The following is a 17600-nucleotide window of genomic DNA, read 5'->3' on the forward strand; positions in this document are numbered from 1 at the left end:
GACGTCGTGCTGTCTCCCGAAAATCGGCTGAGGCGGCGTGAGGACTTCGCGAGCGCGGTGCGCCGAGGCAGGCGGGCCGGACGCCCGCTCCTCGTCGTCCACCTACGTACAAGCGGTGCAACGGACCCGCACGAGCCGGGGGAGACAGTTCCCTCGCCGCGTGCGGGTTTCGTCGTCAGCAAGGCCGTCGGCATAGCCGTCGTCCGTAACCGGGTCAAGCGCCGGCTGCGCCATCTCGTGCGCGATCGGCTGGCTCTGCTGCCCGCCGGTAGCCTGGTGGTGGTACGGGCTCTGCCCGGAGCGGGTGACGCCGGCGTCGACGAGTTGGCCCGTGACCTGGATGCCGCCCTGGCGCGGCTGCTGGGAGGCGTGGCTCGATGAAGTACCCGCTGCTCGCTTTGATCAAGCTGTACCAGTGGACCATCAGTCCGCTGCTCGGGCCGGTGTGCCGCTATTACCCGTCGTGTTCGCACTACGGGTTCACGGCCATCGACCGGCATGGTGCGGTGAAGGGGACGGTTCTGACCGCCTGGCGGATCCTGCGGTGCAATCCGTGGTCCCCGGGCGGTGTGGATCATGTCCCACCCCGGAAACGCCCGCGTTGGCACGAGCAGCTGCGCAGTGCGTTGCGTAGATCTCGCAATGCTCAAGGAGCCTGATTAGTGGACACGATTGCCAGTCTGTTCAGCTTTATCACCACACCCGTGTCGTGGATCATCGTCCAGTTCCACTCGCTGTACGGGGCGATCTTCGGTGCGGACAGTGGATGGGCCTGGGGCCTGTCCATCGTGTCCCTGGTGATCCTGATCCGTATCTGCCTGATCCCGCTCTTCGTGAAGCAGATCAAGGCGACGCGTGGCATGCAGGCGCTCCAGCCGAAGATGAAGGCGATCCAGGAGCGCTACAAGAACGACAAGCAGCGTCAGTCCGAAGAGATGATGAAGCTGTACAAGGAGACGGGTACCAACCCGCTCTCCTCGTGCCTTCCCATCCTGGCGCAGTCCCCGTTCTTCTTCGCGCTGTACCACGTGCTCGCGAGCATCGCCAACGGGCAGACGATCGGTGTCATCAACCAGTCGCTGCTGGAGAGCGCCCGTCAGGCCCACATCTTCGGTGCCCCCCTCGCCGCCAAGTTCACGGACAGCGCCGAGAAGGTCGCGAGCCTGAACGCCTCGATCACCGACGTCCGCATCGTGACCGCGGTCATGATCGTCCTGATGTCGCTGTCGCAGTTCTACACGCAGCGCCAGCTGATGCAGAAGAACGTCGACCTCTCGGTGAAGACCCCGTTCATGCAGCAGCAGAAGATGCTGATGTACATCTTCCCGGTGATCTTCGCCGTCATGGGCATCAACTTCCCCGTGGGTGTCCTCGTCTACTGGCTGACCACCAACGTGTGGACCATGGGCCAGCAGATGTACGTGATCAACCAGAACCCGACCCCGGGCAGCAAGGCGCAGGACCAGTACCTGACCCGCCTGCTGAAGCAGGTCACCGCCCACGGTGTCGTCAAGGGCCGGAGCAAGAAGAAGATCGTCGCGGCCATCGTCGCCAAGGGCCCGGACCGCAACGACAACGAGCGCAAGTTCATCACCGCTCTGACCAAGCAGGGCATGGCCGCCCAGGCGGACGGCACGGTGATCAAGAGTTCCGAAGCCACCGCCGACGCGGACGCGGCGAGCGGTGGTGTCGCCACGAAGCGACAGCAGCCCAAGCGGCAGACGAAGTCGAAGCGCCAGACGCCCCCCAGCAAGCCCTCCAAGAAGTAAGAAGGAGTCCCTCCCGTGACGGAAGGCACCACCACCGCCGCCGCTGAGAGTGGCGACACCCTGACCCGCCTCGAGCAGGAGGGTGAGATCGCGGCCGACTACCTTGAGGGTCTGCTGGACATCGCCGACCTGGACGGCGACATCGACATGGACGTCGAGGCCGACCGTGCCGCGGTGTCGATCGTCAGCGACTCCTCCGGCCGCGATCTGCAGAAGCTCGTGGGCCGCGACGGCGAGGTCCTGGAGGCCCTCCAGGAGCTCACCCGCCTCGCGGTGCACCGCGAGACCGGGGACCGCAGCCGGCTGATGCTCGACATCGCCGGGTTCCGCGCCAAGAAGCGCGAGGAGCTGGCGGCCCTGGGCGCGCAGGCCGCCGCGGACGTGAAGGCCTCGGGAGAGCCCCTGAAGCTCGCCCCGATGACGCCGTTCGAGCGCAAGGTCGTCCACGACGCCGTGGCGGCCGCCGGTCTGAAGAGCGAGTCCGAGGGCGAGGAGCCGCAGCGCTTCGTCGTTGTGCTCCCGGCCTGACCGGGACGTTGATTGGTCGGCCCCGTCTGTGTCGCAGGCGGGGCCGATGTTTGTAAGCCTGACAGTGGAACGACACGGTCTTAGCGGTTCTGTACGGAAGGACGGTCCCCGTGACGGAGGCAGCGGAGCTCCCCCCGGCGCCTGAAGAGGCGCGCGCGGTGTTCGGTGAGTTTTTCCCGGAAGCTGTGCGGTACGCGGAGCTGCTTGCGGACGCGGGGGTCAAGCGTGGTCTGATCGGCCCGCGCGAGGTGCCCCGCCTCTGGGAGCGGCACCTGCTGAACTGCGCGGTGCTCTCGGAGGTGGTGCCCGAGGGCGTCACCGTGTGCGACGTGGGCTCGGGCGCCGGTCTGCCCGGCATCCCGTTGGCGCTGGTCCGGCGTGATCTGAAGATCACGCTGTTGGAGCCGCTGCTGCGCCGGACGAACTTCCTCCAGGAGGCCGTGGAGCTGCTGGGGCTCGATCACGTCACGGTGGTGCGTGGGCGCGCCGAGGAGATGCTCGGCAAGCTCCAGCCGGTGCACGTGGTGACGGCCCGGGCGGTGGCTCCGCTGGACCGGCTGGCCGGTTGGGGTGTGCCGCTGCTGCGTCCCTACGGCGAGATGCTGGCGCTGAAGGGCGACACGGCGGAGGAGGAGCTGGTGGCGGCGAAGGTCGCGCTCACCAAGCTCGGTGTGGTGAAGACCTCGGTGCTCCAGGTGGGCGAGGGCGTCGTCGACCCCCTGTCGACGGTGGTCCGCGTGGAGTGCGGCGAGAGCCCCGGTGGGGTGAGGTTCGCGGCCAAGCGGGCGAAGGCGGCGCGCGTCAGCCGGGTGCGTCGACGTCGTTGATCTTCCCGTTTTCGCGGGTGTTGCGCCCTATAGGTACGGATTTCGGAGTGTCGTAGAGGCCTGAAGAGTCCGTCCGGGCATCGTGTTTCACGTGAAACGTCGCTCTCTGCTGCACGGAATCATCAGCCGCGGCCGTGCTGCTGCGGCCCCCCGTCACCGCGATGACGCGGGGGGTACGGAGTTGTCCACAACGGTGGATTCATCCACAGGAGTACGGGGCCCGCTGGTTCACGAGCCAGGTGGCATGGCAGGCTCTGTTCATCGCGAGCCCGCTGCCGAGGAGAGTGACACCGTGCGGTCCGACGCCAACCTCGCGGGGCCGATGACCGATCCGGTCCCCGGTCCCCGCTCTGAATCGCCGGGCGAGGATGTTTCACGTGAAACATCGCCTCCGCCCCTCGTCGACAACGACGGGAACGAGGACACGCCCATCGGTCGTGCCGCCCAGCTGGCGGTCGAGGCGCTCGGGCGGTCGGGTTCGCGTCTGCCGCGGCCCGCGCAGACGCGGATCATGGTGGTCGCGAACCAGAAGGGCGGCGTGGGCAAGACCACGACGACCGTGAACCTGGCGGCCTCCCTGGCCCTGCACGGCGCGCGGGTCCTCGTGATCGACCTCGACCCGCAGGGCAACGCCTCCACGGCCCTGGGCATCGACCATCACGCCGAGGTGCCGTCCATCTACGACGTGCTCGTGGACAGCCGGCCCCTGCTGGAGGTCGTCCAGCCGGTGGTGGACGTGGAAGGGCTGTTCTGTGCCCCGGCCACCATCGACCTCGCGGGCGCGGAGATCGAGCTCGTCTCGCTCGTGGCCCGTGAGAGCCGCCTCCAGCGCGCGATCCAGGCGTACGAGCAGCCGCTCGACTACATCCTGATCGACTGCCCGCCCTCGCTTGGCCTGCTCACCGTGAACGCGATGGTGGCCGGCGCCGAAGTGTTGATCCCGATCCAGTGCGAGTACTACGCGCTGGAGGGACTGGGCCAGCTGCTGCGCAACGTGGACCTGGTGCGGGCCCACCTGAACCCGAGCCTGCACGTGTCGACGATCCTGCTGACCATGTACGACGGCAGGACGCGGCTGGCCTCGCAGGTGGCGGACGAGGTGCGCACCCACTTCGGCAACGAGGTGCTGCGCACCAGCATCCCGCGGTCGGTGCGCATCTCGGAGGCCCCGAGTTACGGACAGACGGTCCTCACGTACGATCCGGGCTCCAGCGGTGCCCTCTCCTACCTGGAGGCGGCGCGGGAGATCGCGTTGCGCGGGGCCGGCATTCATGACGACGCCCAGTACGCCCACCAGGGCGCGGGCACGAACAGCACGCAGAGTGTGGCGGAGGGGATCCAGTGAGCGAGCGACGTAGGGGTCTGGGGCGGGGGCTCGGCGCGCTGATTCCCGCGGCTCCCCAGGAGAAGGCGCCGGCCACGGTGGGCGGGTCGACGTCTCCGTCGGCGGTGCCCGCGCTGACGTCGGAGCGGGGCATCGCCGCGGCGAAGCTCGCTTCGCTGGCGCAGGCCGATGTTTCACGTGAAACATCGGTACCGGCGCCGACGGGCTCGCAGGAGGCGGAGGTCGGAGCGACCTTCGCAGAGCTGCCGATCGACGCGATCATCCCGAACCCGCGGCAGCCGCGCGTGGTGTTCGACGAGGACGCGCTGGCCGAGCTGGTCACCTCCATCCAGGAGGTGGGTCTGCTCCAGCCGGTCATCGTGCGGCAGTCCTCGGCGGGGCGCTATGAGCTGATCATGGGCGAGCGTCGCTGGCGGGCCTGCCGTGAGGCGGGTCTGGAGCGCATCCCCGCGATCGTGCGCGCCACGGACGACGAGAAGCTGCTGCTGGACGCGCTGCTGGAGAACCTGCACCGGGCGCAGCTGAACCCCCTGGAGGAGGCGGCCGCCTACGACCAGCTGCTCCAGGACTTCAGCTGCACGCACGACCAGCTGGCCGACCGGATCGGACGTTCGCGTCCGCAGGTCTCCAATACCCTGCGGCTGCTGAAGCTCTCGCCGCCGGTGCAGCGACGGGTGGCCGCGGGCGTGCTGTCGGCGGGTCACGCGAGGGCGCTGCTCTCGGTGGCTGACGCCGAGGAGCAGGACCGTCTGGCGCACCGCATCGTGGCCGAGGGACTGTCGGTGCGTGCGGTCGAGGAGATCATCCAGCTGATGGCCTCGGAGGCCTCGCCCGCGGTGAAGCCGAAGGGCCCGAGGGCGGGGACCCGTGTGGCCCCGGCGCTCAGCGAGCTGGCGACCCGGCTTTCGGACCGCTTCGAGACCCGGGTGAAGGTGGACCTGGGGCAGAAGAAGGGGAAGATCACGGTCGAGTTCGCCTCCATGGAGGACCTCGAAAGGATCCTGGGGACGCTGGCTCCGGGCGAGGGCCGGGTCCTGGAACAGGGCCTGTCCGGGGAGTAGTTCCACCGCCGCCGCCCCCTGCCGCGCCGAGGGACGTACTCACTCGAAGATGCGGGGGGCAGTGGTTACGATGCGGTCATGGGTCGTCGGCTGGTACCGCTCACGCTGGACAACCTCCAGGATCTTCCCGGGCGTTGCCGAGGCTGCGTCTTCTGGGAGCTCGATCCCGTCAGCGGTGAGGCGGCCGTCAAGGCCGGTACTCCGGAGCTGGAGAAGGAGGCCTGGATCTCCGCCGTCCTGTTGGACTGGGGGTCCTGCGGCCGGGTGGTGTACGTCGACGAGGTCCCGGTGGGTTTCGTGCTGTACGCGCCGCCCGCCTACGTCCCGCGTGCCGCCTCCTTCCCGACCAGTCCGGTCTCCCCGGACGCCGTGCAGCTGATCACGGCCTGGATCATGCCGGGCTACCAGGGCCAGGGGCTGGGCCGGGTGATGGTGCAGACGGTCGCGAAGGACCTGCTGCGGCGGGGGTTCAAGGCGATCGAGGCCTTCGGCGACGCCCGCTGGGAGCGGCCGGCGTGTCTGCTGCCCGCCGATCACCTGCTCTCGGTGGGCTTCAAGACGGTGCGCCCCCATCCGGTCCATCCCCGGCTGCGGTTGGAGCTGCGTACGACGCTGTCGTGGAAGGAAGACGTGGAGCTGGCCCTGGACCGCTTGCTGAGCGGTGCGAGGGCCCGCAAGGAGCCGGCGCTGCGTCCCTTGTGAGTACGTGGTCGTGCGAAGTGCCCACGCGGTCATGCGAACGGGGCCGCCCCCTCGAAGGGGGCGGCCCCGTTTCACGTGGTCACCGACCACCTGCCGCGCAGGGCGGTGGGTCAGGCCTTGACCTCGACGAAGTCGGAGAGGTCACGCAGGATCGCGGCCTTCGGCTTGGCACCGACGATGGTCTTGACGACCTCGCCACCCTGGTAGACGTTCAGGGTGGGGATGGACATGACGCCGTACTTGGCGGCCGTGGCCGGGTTCTGGTCGATGTTGAGCTTGACGATCTGGATCTCCTCGCCGTGCTCGGCCGCGATGGCCTCCAGCGACGGCGCGATCTGACGGCACGGGCCGCACCACTCGGCCCAGAAGTCCACCAGAACCGGCTTGTCGCTGGCCAGGACCACCTCGTCGAAATCGGCGTCGGTCACGTTCTTCAGGGTGCCGGCCACAGCGGCCTCCTTCTTTCCTGCGGGGTGTGGGGTGTGGGGTGAAAGGGGTCAGACGGCCGCGTGGGCGTGCTCGGCGTCCGCGAGGGCGGCGAGGTAGCGCTCGGCGTCCAGGGCGGCGGAGCAGCCGGTGCCGGCGGCGGTGATGGCCTGACGGTAGGTGTGGTCCACGACGTCGCCCGCGCCGAAGACACCGGTGAGGTTGGTGCGCGTGGAGGGCGCGTCGACCTTCAGGTAGCCCTCGTCGTCCAGGTCCAGCTGGCCGGTGAACAGCTCGGTGCGCGGGTCGTGTCCGACGGCGATGAACAGGCCGGTCACGGGCAGCTCGGAGGTCTCACCGGTCTTCGTGTTGCGCAGGGTGAGGCCGGAGAGCTTCTGCTCGCCGTGGATCTCGGCGACCTCGCTGTCCCAGGCGAAGCGGATCTTCGGGTCGGCGAAGGCGCGGTCCTGCATGGCCTTGGAGGCGCGCAGGCTGTCACGGCGGTGCACGATCGTCACGGTCTTGGCGAACCGGGAGAGGAAGGTCGCCTCCTCCATCGCGGTGTCGCCGCCGCCGACCACGGCGATGTCCTGGTCCTTGAAGAAGAACCCGTCGCAGGTGGCGCACCAGGAGACACCGCGGCCGGAGAGGGTGTCCTCGTTGGGCAGGCCGAGCTTGCGGTGCTGGGAGCCGGTCGTGACGATGACGGCCTTCGCGCGGTGCACGGTGCCGGCGGTGTCGGTGACCGTCTTGATCTCACCGGTGAGGTCCACGGCGACGACGTCGTCCGGGACGAGCTCGGCACCGAAGCGCTCCGCCTGGCCGCGCATGTTGTCCATGAGGTCCGGGCCCATGATGCCGTCCTGGAAGCCGGGGAAGTTCTCGACCTCGGTGGTGTTCATCAGGGCGCCACCGGCGGTGACGGCGCCCTCGAAGACCAGCGGGTTGAGCGAAGCGCGTGCGGTGTACAGGGCGGCCGTGTAACCGGCCGGCCCGGAGCCGATGATGATCACGTTTCGTACGTCGCTCACGGGTTTCTTCCTCGTCTCTGCGGACTTCGTTGCCTACCGGGGGCCGGTGCGGACTCTCACCCCACCCAACGGATCCTACGGCGCTTGCATTCCCTACTTCTGCCAGCCCGGCCCCGAACGTGTCAGGTCCTTTCCCGGCCATGTCAGGTTCGTGGATAGGTGCCGGTCAGCAGGGGACCGCCCGGGGTCTTCGCCGGATCGTCCGCGCAGGAGGCGTCGACGAGGTAGGCGTCCACGAGGGCGGCGTCGCCGACGTGGGGGAGGACGACGAGGTAGGCGGCCGTGCCCCGGTAGCTGCCGAGCTCCGTCGCGAGCGGGGGCTCCGTACGTCCGGTGGCGGCCCGGACGCAGGAGGGCGCGCCCGCGACCTCCGGGGACGCCTGCCGGTCGGAGGGGGCGACGCCGGGCGGTGCGGAGTCCAGGCCCATGGTCTTGTTGGTTCCGCTGCCCGCCGCCAGGAGCTGCCGGACCTGGCCCCCGAGGCCCTGGGCGGTGTATCCGCCGGCCTCCGAGGAGCGGTCGGAGCCCTCCGTGGGGGCCTGGGAGGCGGTGGCGCGGGCGCTGCTGTCCGAGGGGGCGGGGCCGCCGGAGCCGTTGAACAGGAAGACCGCGAAGGCGCAGACCCCCGCCCCGGCGAGGCCGGCGAGCACGGCGATGCGGCGGCGTGCGCGACGTCGGCCGGGTCCGTTGGGGCCGGACGGGTGACCGGAGGGCCGCCCCGGCGTGGCGCGGTGGACGGGCCCGGTCGACGTTTCACGTGAAACATCGCCGCTGCCGCTGCCGCTGCCGCTGCCGCTGCCGCTGCCGCCGCTGTCGCCGCTGCCGTCGCCGGTGCCGGCGAGTGCCGCGGCCTCGGCTTCGGCCTCGGCCGTGGCCCGGGAGCTGTTGGATTCGAGCAGGGCCTCGGCGGCGAGGGCGGCGTCGATGCGTCCGGCGACGGAGGAGGGCATCCGCGGCGGCCCCGGGAGGGTGCCCAGCAGGGAGCGGATCTCCTCCAGGGAGTCGCGTACGTCGGCGCACAGGGCGCAGCCGCCCAGGTGTCGCCGCACCTCGGCCGTGCGGGAGGGGGAGAGCACTCCCTCGGTGAGGTCGGAGATCTCCGAGACCTCCGGGTGCCGGATCGTGCCGGTCTTGCCGGTCGTGGGGGTCACGGTCGTCCACCTCCGCCCTTCACGGCGTCTGGATCTGGATCGGGATGCCTGGGTTGCGTCGCCGGTGGGACGGCTGCTCCCGGCGTCCGGTTCCTTCCCCGCTCGGTGGCGGTGTTATCCCCGGCATTCGTGCGCAGATGAGTGAGCATCGGGAGGAGCTTCGCCCGGCCGCGCGCGCACCGGCTCTTGACGGTCCCGGTGGGGACGTCGAGGATCCGCGCGGCCTCGGCGACGGGGTATCCCTGCATGTCGACGAGGACGAGCGCGGCCCGCTGATCGGCCGGGAGGGTGGCGAGGGCGGCCAGCAGCTGCCGGTGGAGGTCCTGGCGCTCCGCGGGTGCCTCGGCGGACTCGTGGGGCTCCAGGAGGCGCTCCAGGCGGTCCGTGTCGTCGAGCGGCGAGGTCCGTCGGGAGGCGGCCTTGCGGGCGCGGTCGAGGCAGGCGTTCACGGTGATGCGGTGCAGCCAGGTGGTGACGGCGGATTCGCCGCGGAAGGTGTGGGCGGCCCGGTAGGCGGAGACCAGGGCGTCCTGGACGGCGTCGGCGGCCTCCTCCCGGTCCCCGAGGGTGCGCAGCGCGACGGCCCAGAGGCGGTCGCGGTGGCGGCGTACGAGCTCACCGAAGGCGTCGGGATCGCCGGCCACGTGCAGCTCCAGGAGTTCCCGGTCGCTGCGGTCGCCGGCGGCGGCTTGGTCCAACGGTGAGCCCCTCCCCCTGTGTGCGTCAGCCCTTGAACTTCACATCCGTGATGCCCTGCTTGTAACCGGCCTGGCTGAAGTCGTCGTAGCCCGCGTAGGGGACTTCGGTGATCCACAGCAGGACGTAGCGCGCCTTGACCGGAGTCTCGACGGTCAGGTTCACGCTGGAGTCCTTGGTCGTCGCCCCCACGATCTTCTTCATGCCGTCGACCGAGTTCTTCGGGTGCATGGAGTCGGCCGCGTACAGCGCCAGGGTGGTGTGGTCGCCCGCGTGCTTCAACGCTATCGAGGCGGCCCTGACCTCCTGCTCGGAGCCGAGGTCGTAGATGATCCCGACGCCGGACTTGATCTCGAACTTGGGGCCCTCGTTGTAGCTCTTCGTGCGCCAGTAGCTGGAGCTGTCCGCGTCGAAGGTCTTGGAGACCCCGTCGGCGTTCTGTGCCTTGCCGTCCGGGTAGTACTCGGCGGCGCCCTTGATGGCGAGGGGGACGGGGTCCTTCTTCTCCGCGGTGCCGTCGGGGCCCTGCTGCGTCGTCTGGTTGGTGTCGCCGTTCTGCTTGTTGTGGTCGAGCAGGGAGTCGGCGAGCTGCCAGCTGCCCAGGCCGAGGGCGGCGATGAGCAGCGCGGCCACGCCCCACTTGAGCGCACGGCCGGTCCGGCTCTGGAGCGGGGGCGGCGGGGGGCCGACCACGACGGACTGGGCCGTGGTCATGCCGGTGGCCAGGGGACGGCCGTAGCTGCCCTGCTGGTAGGTGGTGTGCTGGTACTCCGGGGGCGCCGTGAAGGCGGGCTCCGGCGGCCGGATGCGCGGCATCGCGGCGACCGCCTTGGAGAGCTCCTCCGGGGTGGTGCAGGCGGGCTCCTGGCGGGACGCGGTGGCGCCGTCGTTGGCGAGGGCGCGCATGGCCAGCTCGCCCAGTCCCCGGTGCACGCCGGCGCGGACCTGGTCGGGGGCGATCAGCCCGATGCCCTTGGGCAGGCCGGCCAGCCCGTAGGCGTCGGTCTCGTAGGGCCACCGCTGGGTGAGGGCGGCGTACAGCAGGGCGCCGATGGCCTCGGTGTCGGCCCGCTGTGGGGTGTCGCTCGTGATGCCGCGCAGGGCGGCGTTCACGGCGAGACCGCGGATGCGGTACTGGCCGCTCGACGTCCGCAGTATCGCGCTCGGGGTCAGGCGCAGGTGGGCGAGGCCCTCCCGGTGCGCCGCCGCCATGGCCTGGGAGACCTGGCTGACGAGCTGGTAGGCCTCGTGGGGCTCCAGCGGTCCGGCGGCGAGGACGGCGGTGAGTTCCGTGGCGTCCGGCAGCCACTCGTGGACCACGTAGACGAGGTCGTTCTCCTCGACGGCGTCGAGGACCTGGACGAACCGGGGGTCGCCGAGCAGCGCGGAGGAGCGGGCGGCGGCCAGGACGGTGCGGGCCCGCGGGTGGTCCGCGGGCAGCAGGTGGACCCCCACCGCGCGGCGCAGCTTCTCGTCCATCGCGCGCCAGCTGCTGAATCCGTCCAGACGGGTGACGCACTCCTCGAGGCGGTAGCGCCTCGCGAGCTTGTGGCCGCTGTGGAGTTCGGGCGCGGTCGCGGGTGCCGCACCGGCGCGTTCGCCGTCCTTTTCGGGCATGGATCCGTCCGCGGCTCGTCCGTTCTGGGTGTCCACCCCGTCGGCCGTGGCCTTGGCCGCGTGCGCGGCCGGCGGCTGCTCGCCGCTGTTGTCGGCCACGTCGACGGCAGCCGTGCTACGTTCCGCCACCGTCGTCCCTGCCTCCCCATCCGTTGCGCGCTGTCGGCCAGTCTGCGAAGCCATGCCAATTGTGCCCACAGTCCGGCGCTCCGCACGACACGCGAAGAGGTCTCGAATCGGGGGCGGGTGGACGCATCAGCGTCCCAGACGTCCGCGGACCATCCCGACCATGGCGTTGAGCTCTTCGATCCGCATCCGCTTCGCGGCGACGAGGAACACCGCGCCCAGGGCCGCGGCGCCCGCCACGAGGGCCGCCAGGGAGCCGAGCGCCCCGTTGCCCAGCCAGAGGGTGACCCCGTAGGCCACGGCCCCGGCGACGGCCGCGGCCGGGACGCAGGCGCCGATCAGGCGGGTGTAGGTGCGCATGACGTGGGCGCCGTCGAGGTCGCCGCCCAGACGGTTCTTCAGGCGGCGCCAGGCCACGCCGACTCCGACCGCGTAGCCGAGGCCGTAGGCGGCTCCCATGCCGACGACGGCCCAGCGGGCCGGCAGCACGAAGAAGGCGAGGGCGGAGACGCTCGCGTTGACCGCGGCGACGATGACCGTGTTGTAGAAGGGGGTCCGGGTGTCCTCGTAGGCGTAGAAGCCGCGCAGGACCACGTACTGCACGGAGTACGGGATCAGGCCGAGGCCGAACGCCATCAGGATGAAGCCGATGTTGGTGGCGTCGTCGGCGCCGGTGCTCGCGTACAGCAGCGTGGACATCGGTACGCCGAGCGCGAGGAAGGCGAAGGCGCAGGGGACGATCGCCACGGCCGAGGTGCGCAGGCCGTAGGAGATGTCGTCGCGGACGGCGGCGGCGTCGCCGTCGTGGGCGGAGCGCGAGATGCGGGGCAGCACGGCCGTCATGACGGAGACGGTGATGATGGCCTGCGGCATCTGCCACAGGAGCAGGGCGTAGTTGTAGCCGGTGATGCCGGTACCGCCGTGGCCCTGCTTGTCGGCGACCTCACCCGCCCAGGTGGCGAGCTGGGTGACGACGACCAGACCGATCTGGTTGGCGAGGACGAAGAAGAAGGTCCACTTGGCCAGGCCCGCGGCCTTGCCGAGGCCGTGGCCCTTCCAGTCGAAGCGCAGGCGCGGCCGGAAGCCGGCGTCGCGGAGGTAGGGGAGCATCGCGAGGGACTGGACGGCGAGGCCGAGCAGGGTGCCGATGCCCAACAGGCGGACGCCCTCGGGGGTGATGGTCGCCTCGGTGACGCCGGTGCTGGTGAAACCGCCGAAGGCCCAGATGAAGGCGCCGAAGGTGGCGATGACGACGATGTTGTTGAGGACCGGGGTCCACATCATCGCGCCGAACCGGCCGCGGGCGTTGAGGATCTGACCGAGCACCACGTGCACGCCCATGAAGAACATGGTGGGCAGGCAGTAGTGCGCGAAGGCCACCGCGATGTCCATGCGTTCCGGACTGTCGGCGATCTTCTGCGACATCATCGCGATGAACAGCGGTGCCGCGAACACGCAGATGGTGGTCACCGCGCCCAGCAGCACCACGACCAGGGTGAGCAGGCGGTTGGCGTACGCCTCGCCGCCGTCCTCGTCGTTCTTCATGGCCCGGACGAGCTGCGGGATGAAGACCGCGTTGAGGGCGCCGCCGCCGACGAGCACGTAGATCATCGTCGGGAGGGTGTTGGCGACCTGGTAGCTGTCGTTGAGGGAGGCGACGCCGATGGCGCCGGCGATCACCAGCGTGCGCGCGAAGCCGGTGATGCGGGAGACGATCGTGCCCGCGGCCATCAGGGCGCTGGACTTCATCAGGCCGGCGGCCCGCCCGGCGGGCTTCGTCGGGGCGGGGGCCGCCACGGGCGCCTCCTCCACCGGGGGACGCGGCACCGCCTGCTGGTCGCGGTAGAGGTGGGTGAAGGCGTCCGGCTCCTGCTGCTCCTCCGCGGCGCTGGTCACCAGGGAGTCCACTCCGACGAACTGCGTCGTCGTCGCGTGGTCGCCGTAGGGGAGGTGGCGGGAGGGGCCGTCCGGTTCGGGGGGCGGGGTCTGCGCCCAGACGCGGGGGTCGGGGCCGTGGGAGTGGGCCTGCGGGGCCGCGTAGAGCGGGCCTGCCTCCTGGTAGGTGCCCGGCGGCGGCGGGGGGTGGGAGGCGCGGTCGTAGAGCACCTCGGCCACGGGGTCCTGGGCCGACAGGTCCTGGCCCCGGTAGGGGTCGTGGTCGTAGGCGTCCTGGACGTAGGGGTCGTGGACGTAGGGGTCGTGTTCCGGCGCGGGCGCGGGCGCCGGAACCTGTCCGGGCACCGGAGTGCCCGGGGCAGTGCCCTGGGAGGGCGTCGGCCCACCAGTGCCCTGCGCTCGGTCACCGTCGTACGGCGCGTTCATCGCAACCCCACCTCATCGTCCCCAGGCCGACCGGCCACGGCATTGCTCAACGGTCCACTGTCTCACCCGTGCCGGACCCCTCCGCGCTTTGCGGTTCGGTGTCCGGGGACTCGTCACTCGGCTGCGTGCTGTCCTCGGCGACCGCACGCGCGGCGACGCGCTTGCGGCTGGCGTACATCTTGATGCCTGCCAGGACCAGCAGGAGAACACCGCCGGCGATGACGAGCATGACGGTGGGGGTGATCTCGGTTGCCTCGACGGTGAACTTCCGTTCCTTGCCGTACGGCACGCCGTCCTTGGTGAAGAGACGTGCGGTGACCTCGACGGGACCGCTCGCAGTGGCGTTGGCGGTGAACTTTACCGTCTGGCTGTGCCCGCCCTGGACGGTGACTTCCTGTTCCGCTTCGCCGCTGTCGCCGAACATCAGACGCGTGGGATTGGCGGACTTCACGCGGAGCACGAGGTTGTGGACGTCCTGCACCAGACTGTTCTGGACGCTGACCGGGATCGTCGCGCTGTGTCCGGACAGGGTGGCGTCCGACTTCGGGACGACCTTGACCTTCTCGGTCAGTCCCAGCAGGTACTCCTGGACCTGGTCGCGGTACTCGCGGGCCTGGTCGGGGCGACCGCGCCAGGAGGTCGACATCTCCCGGTTGGTGGTGTTCCCGAAGGGGATCTCGACCCGGTCCGGGGCCGTCAGGATGACCTTGAAGTGGTCGAGGGTGTTCTGCGTGGTGCGGATCTGCTCGAAGGCCGAGACGGGAAGCTCCTCCTTGGCGAGCGACTCCGGGTACTGGCCGGCGCCGGGCACCTGCGTCGCGGCCCCCGGGTCGGGCTTGGCCGCGGCCGCCGCCTCCAGGTCGGAGGGCTGCGTCCAGCGGGCGCCCTGGAGCCCGCGCAGGGCGGTCGCCATCGACTCCGCCTGGGTGGCCGTGGGCCTGCGCTGGGGGGTCACCACGTAGCTGCGCGGCTCCGGGCTGTCGTGCAGGTTCAGGGCGAGGCTGTGGGCCAGGAACTGCTGCACGGCCAGGGTGGAGCCGCCCGCGCGGGCCATGTCGCCCTCGAAGGCGGTGGAGAGCTCCGCGTCCGCGACCACGGCGGTCGTGCCGGCGCCGATGGGGCGCGCGGCCGTCGGGGTGTAGCCGAGGGCGCCGGTCTCCTGGAGGCTGTCGCTGCGGGTCAGGACGTTGTGCGCGCCGGCCGAGGTGGCGACGTTGACGATCGACGGGTCGATCGCGCCGTCCACGGGCCAGGAGAAGTCGGTCGACGGCGTGACGTGGAGCACCGTCTCGACGGTGTCCCTCGCCTTGTCGGTCGCGGGCCGGAGCTGGCCCAGGGTGCCCGAGACGTCCTTGCCGTGGTGGGCGAGGGAGGCCAGGTCCGGGTCGGCGAAGGGCAGGGCGACGACCTTCTTGCCCTGGACGGCGCTCTCCAGGGAGTTCAGCCACTGCTCGGCGACGGCCTTGTTCCGCCCCTGGACGGGCTTGCCGCCCGGTTCGGGGCTGCGGACGCGGTAGCCCTTCGTCATGGCGTCGACGGTGGTGAGCAGGTCGGGGTCGATGACCCAGGTGATCGGCAGGTCCTTGCCGAGCGAGACCATGCGCTCCAGTCGGCCGCCGGGCCGCAGCTCGTCCGCGAGCGAGTCGTCGAGGAACACGGGGGTCTGGAGCTCGTCCGAGCCCGTTTCCGCCGTGACGTGGGTGGTGGAGACCAGCGGCCACACGTAGGTCAGGGAGGAGCGCTTGGCGGCCGGATCGGGCTGCCAGGGCAGGAACGTCCGCTGGATCCCGAGGACCTGCTCGTTCGGTCGGCTGTCGGTGGCCCCGGACAGGGAGACCCCGAGCTGGTAGACGCCGTCCGCGCCCAGGTCGAGCCGGTTGACCGGGACCTTGATCGTGAACTGCTGGTCGACCTTGGAGGGCAGCGAGTCGATCTTCACGGAGAAGGCCTGGTCGATCTCCCCCGGATCCACCCCGGGCCGGAACCCCTTGCGGTCGGCGACCTCGTCGATGGCCGACCGGTCGCCCAGCCGGGGGCCGACGCGCAGACCGACGTGGGCGTTCTTGATCGTCTCGCGGCCGTTGTTGACCACCGTTCCCGAGATCGTCAGCGTGTCGCTCTTGACCGGCGCGCTGGGCGCCACCTCGGTCAGCTGCACGTCGACGGCGGAATCGGCCGCCTGCGCCGGCGGGGCGGGGGCGTAGATCAACGCGGCGAGCACCGGCGTCCCGGTGAGCAGGACGGCCGCCCGTCGCAGCCACCGGCGCCGGGCAGGGGCGGGCGACGCCCCGTGGTTCTCTGCCGCCTCGGCCACGCGCTCGCCCGTCCCTCGAAGTGTCAGTGGTCGTCGGTTGTGCGTCCACGCATGGTAACGAGGCGCGCTGTGCGCGAGTGCCGCGGCTTGCTCCACATGATCGGGACCGCAGGGGGTGCGGGATGGCGGGGCCTGCGGAAACGGGGGAGCCCGGACCGGGCGGGCCACGTACCCTTTTCTGTTGTGCCGAACGCCAATGAAGACAACCCCAGTGCCCTGAGTCAGGTGCAGCGCCGCGCGGTCAGTGAACTGCTGCGGGTCGCGCCCGTCGCCGACGAGCTCGGCCGCCGCTTCCAGGAGGCGGGCTTCCGCCTCGCCCTGGTCGGAGGCTCCGTCCGTGACGCGTTGCTCGGGCGTCTCGGCAACGACCTCGACTTCACCACCGACGCGCGTCCCGAGGACGTCCTCAAGATCGTGCGGCCGTGGGCCGACTCGGTGTGGGACATCGGCATCGCCTTCGGCACGATCGGCGCCCAGAAGGCGGCCCGCGTCGGGGACGCCGAGCGGAGCTTCCAGATCGAGGTGACCACGTACCGCTCCGAGGCGTACGACCGCACCTCCCGCAAGCCCGAGGTCTCCTACGGCGACTCGATCGAGGAAGACCTCGTCCGGCGCGACTTCACCGTCAACGCCATGGCGCTGGCCCTGCCCGAGCAGGAGTTCGTGGACCCCCACGGTGGCCTGGAGGACCTCGCCGCCGGGGTGCTGCGCACGCCCGGCACCCCCGAGGAGTCCTTCTCCGACGATCCGCTGCGCATGCTGCGCGCGGCCCGTTTCGCCGCGCAGCTGGACTTCGAGGTGGCGCCCGAGGTGGTGACCGCGATGAAGGAGATGTCGGACCGGATCGAGATCGTCTCGGCGGAGCGGATCCAGGGCGAGCTGAACAAGCTCCTGCTGTCCGCGCACCCCCGCAAGGGCCTGGGGCTGCTCGTGGACACCGGGCTCGCGGACCGGGTGCTGCCGGAGCTGCCCGCGCTGCGACTGGAGAGCGACGAGCACCACCGCCACAAGGACGTCTACGACCACTCGCTGATCGTGCTGGAGCAGGCGATCGCGCTGGAGGAGGACGGTCCCGACCTGGTGCTGCGGCTCGCGGCCCTGCTGCACGACATCGGCAAGCCCCGCACCCGCCGCTTCGAGAGCGACGGTCGGGTCTCCTTCCACCACCACGAGGTGGTGGGCGCGAAGATGACCAAGAAGCGCATGACGGCGCTGAAGTACTCGAACGACATGGTCAAGGACGTGTCCCGGCTGGTGGAGCTGCACCTGCGCTTCCACGGCTACGGGGACGGGGAGTGGACCGACTCGGCGGTGCGGCGCTACGTCCGCGACGCCGGTCCGCTGCTCGACCGCCTGCACAAGCTGACCCGGTCGGACTGCACCACGCGCAACAAGCGCAAGGCCAACGCCCTCTCCCGTACCTACGACGGGCTGGAGGAGCGGATCGCCCAGCTCCAGGAGCAGGAGGAGCTGGACGCGATCCGCCCCGACCTGGACGGCAACGAGATCCAGCAGATCCTGGAGATCAAGCCGGGCCCCGCGGTGGGCAAGGCCTACGCCTTCCTGCTGGACCTGCGTCTGGAGAACGGCCCGATGGCGCGCGACGCCGCCGTCGCCGCCCTCAAGGAGTGGTGGGCCGCGCAGACCACGGCGACCCCGGGCGCCTGACGTGTGATCCTCCGCGT

Annotated in this window: 16 protein-coding genes; 9 read left to right on the forward strand and 7 right to left on the reverse strand. The window is 70.6% G+C overall.

All coding sequences use genetic code 11. The features are described from left to right. The first annotated feature begins 6 nt into the window (after nt 1-6). The 8 genes from rnpA (at nt 7) to ACZ6ZI_RS09990 (ending at nt 6232) form a co-directional block, all read left to right on the forward strand. Nucleotides 7-381 carry a ribonuclease P protein component gene (gene rnpA / locus ACZ6ZI_RS09955; RefSeq protein WP_363053543.1) on the forward strand — a complete coding sequence of 125 codons (375 nt, stop codon included), beginning with the start codon at nt 7-9 and terminating at the stop codon, nt 379-381. Beyond that, nucleotides 378-659: a membrane protein insertion efficiency factor YidD gene (yidD, locus tag ACZ6ZI_RS09960; RefSeq protein ID WP_078950077.1), complete on the forward strand. Its 282-nt coding sequence runs from the start codon at nt 378-380 to the stop codon at nt 657-659. The genes rnpA and yidD overlap by 4 nt, the downstream gene beginning before the upstream one ends. A gap of 3 nt (nt 660-662) precedes the next feature. Then, complete coding sequence (yidC, locus tag ACZ6ZI_RS09965; protein WP_469518344.1) at nt 663-1769, forward strand: membrane protein insertase YidC; 1107 nt, start codon at nt 663-665, stop codon at nt 1767-1769. Nucleotides 1770-1784: 15 nt separating this feature from the next. After that, nucleotides 1785-2297, forward strand: a complete 513-nt coding sequence (locus tag ACZ6ZI_RS09970; protein WP_048476030.1) for a Jag family protein — start codon at nt 1785-1787, stop codon at nt 2295-2297. Between the two features lie 110 nt (nt 2298-2407). Then, complete coding sequence (gene rsmG / locus ACZ6ZI_RS09975) at nt 2408-3124, forward strand: 16S rRNA (guanine(527)-N(7))-methyltransferase RsmG (RefSeq protein ID WP_363053541.1); 717 nt, start codon at nt 2408-2410, stop codon at nt 3122-3124. Nucleotides 3125-3368: 244 nt separating this feature from the next. After that, entirely contained in the window at nt 3369-4469 is a 1101-nt protein-coding gene (locus ACZ6ZI_RS09980) for a ParA family protein (protein ID WP_469518348.1), read from the forward strand. Then, the gene (locus tag ACZ6ZI_RS09985; protein ID WP_469518350.1) at nt 4466-5530 is read left to right on the forward strand and encodes a ParB/RepB/Spo0J family partition protein; all 1065 of its coding nucleotides are present in this window, start codon (nt 4466-4468) and stop codon (nt 5528-5530) included. Before ACZ6ZI_RS09980 ends, ACZ6ZI_RS09985 begins: the two co-directional genes overlap by 4 nt. A gap of 78 nt (nt 5531-5608) precedes the next feature. Further along, on the forward strand, nt 5609-6232 hold the full coding sequence (locus tag ACZ6ZI_RS09990; RefSeq protein ID WP_469518352.1) for a GNAT family N-acetyltransferase: 624 nt from the start codon (nt 5609-5611) through the stop codon (nt 6230-6232). A 110-nt stretch (nt 6233-6342) separates the two neighbouring features. On the opposite strand, the gene trxA is transcribed toward ACZ6ZI_RS09990, so the two are convergent. From trxA to ACZ6ZI_RS10025, 7 genes are all read right to left on the reverse strand, one after another. Further along, nucleotides 6343-6681, reverse strand: a complete 339-nt coding sequence (gene trxA, locus ACZ6ZI_RS09995; RefSeq protein WP_363053537.1) for a thioredoxin — start codon at nt 6679-6681, stop codon at nt 6343-6345. A 48-nt stretch (nt 6682-6729) separates the two neighbouring features. After that, the gene (gene trxB, locus ACZ6ZI_RS10000) at nt 6730-7689 is read right to left on the reverse strand and encodes a thioredoxin-disulfide reductase (protein WP_363053536.1); all 960 of its coding nucleotides are present in this window, start codon (nt 7687-7689) and stop codon (nt 6730-6732) included. A 143-nt stretch (nt 7690-7832) separates the two neighbouring features. Beyond that, nucleotides 7833-8840: an anti-sigma factor gene (locus ACZ6ZI_RS10005; protein WP_469518355.1), complete on the reverse strand. Its 1008-nt coding sequence runs from the start codon at nt 8838-8840 to the stop codon at nt 7833-7835. Next, the gene (gene sigM, locus ACZ6ZI_RS10010; protein ID WP_469518357.1) at nt 8837-9538 is read right to left on the reverse strand and encodes an RNA polymerase sigma factor SigM; all 702 of its coding nucleotides are present in this window, start codon (nt 9536-9538) and stop codon (nt 8837-8839) included. Before sigM ends, ACZ6ZI_RS10005 begins: the two co-directional genes overlap by 4 nt. Before the next feature lie 25 nt (nt 9539-9563). Continuing rightward, entirely contained in the window at nt 9564-11282 is a 1719-nt protein-coding gene (locus ACZ6ZI_RS10015; RefSeq protein ID WP_469518359.1) for a protein kinase family protein, read from the reverse strand. A gap of 126 nt (nt 11283-11408) precedes the next feature. Further along, entirely contained in the window at nt 11409-13601 is a 2193-nt protein-coding gene (murJ, locus tag ACZ6ZI_RS10020) for a murein biosynthesis integral membrane protein MurJ (protein ID WP_363053532.1), read from the reverse strand. Between the two features lie 46 nt (nt 13602-13647). After that, the gene (locus ACZ6ZI_RS10025; protein ID WP_469518362.1) at nt 13648-15915 is read right to left on the reverse strand and encodes a DUF6049 family protein; all 2268 of its coding nucleotides are present in this window, start codon (nt 15913-15915) and stop codon (nt 13648-13650) included. Nucleotides 15916-16098: 183 nt separating this feature from the next. Between ACZ6ZI_RS10025 and ACZ6ZI_RS10030 the strand changes: the two genes are divergently transcribed. After that, nucleotides 16099-17583, forward strand: a complete 1485-nt coding sequence (locus ACZ6ZI_RS10030; RefSeq protein WP_469518364.1) for a CCA tRNA nucleotidyltransferase — start codon at nt 16099-16101, stop codon at nt 17581-17583. Nucleotides 17584-17600 lie beyond the last annotated feature (17 nt).

Source organism: Streptomyces sp. NPDC103540 (assembly GCF_055584445.1).

Coding starts and splice junctions, on each gene's coding strand:
- ACZ6ZI_RS09990 (WP_469518352.1), top strand. CDS start 5,609: ATGGGTCGTCGGCTGGTACCGCTCACGCTGGACAACCTCCAGGATCTT.
- murJ (WP_363053532.1), bottom strand. CDS start 13,601: ATGAACGCGCCGTACGACGGTGACCGAGCGCAGGGCACTGGTGGGCCG.
- yidD (WP_078950077.1), top strand. CDS start 378: ATGAAGTACCCGCTGCTCGCTTTGATCAAGCTGTACCAGTGGACCATC.
- ACZ6ZI_RS09980 (WP_469518348.1), top strand. CDS start 3,369: ATGGCAGGCTCTGTTCATCGCGAGCCCGCTGCCGAGGAGAGTGACACC.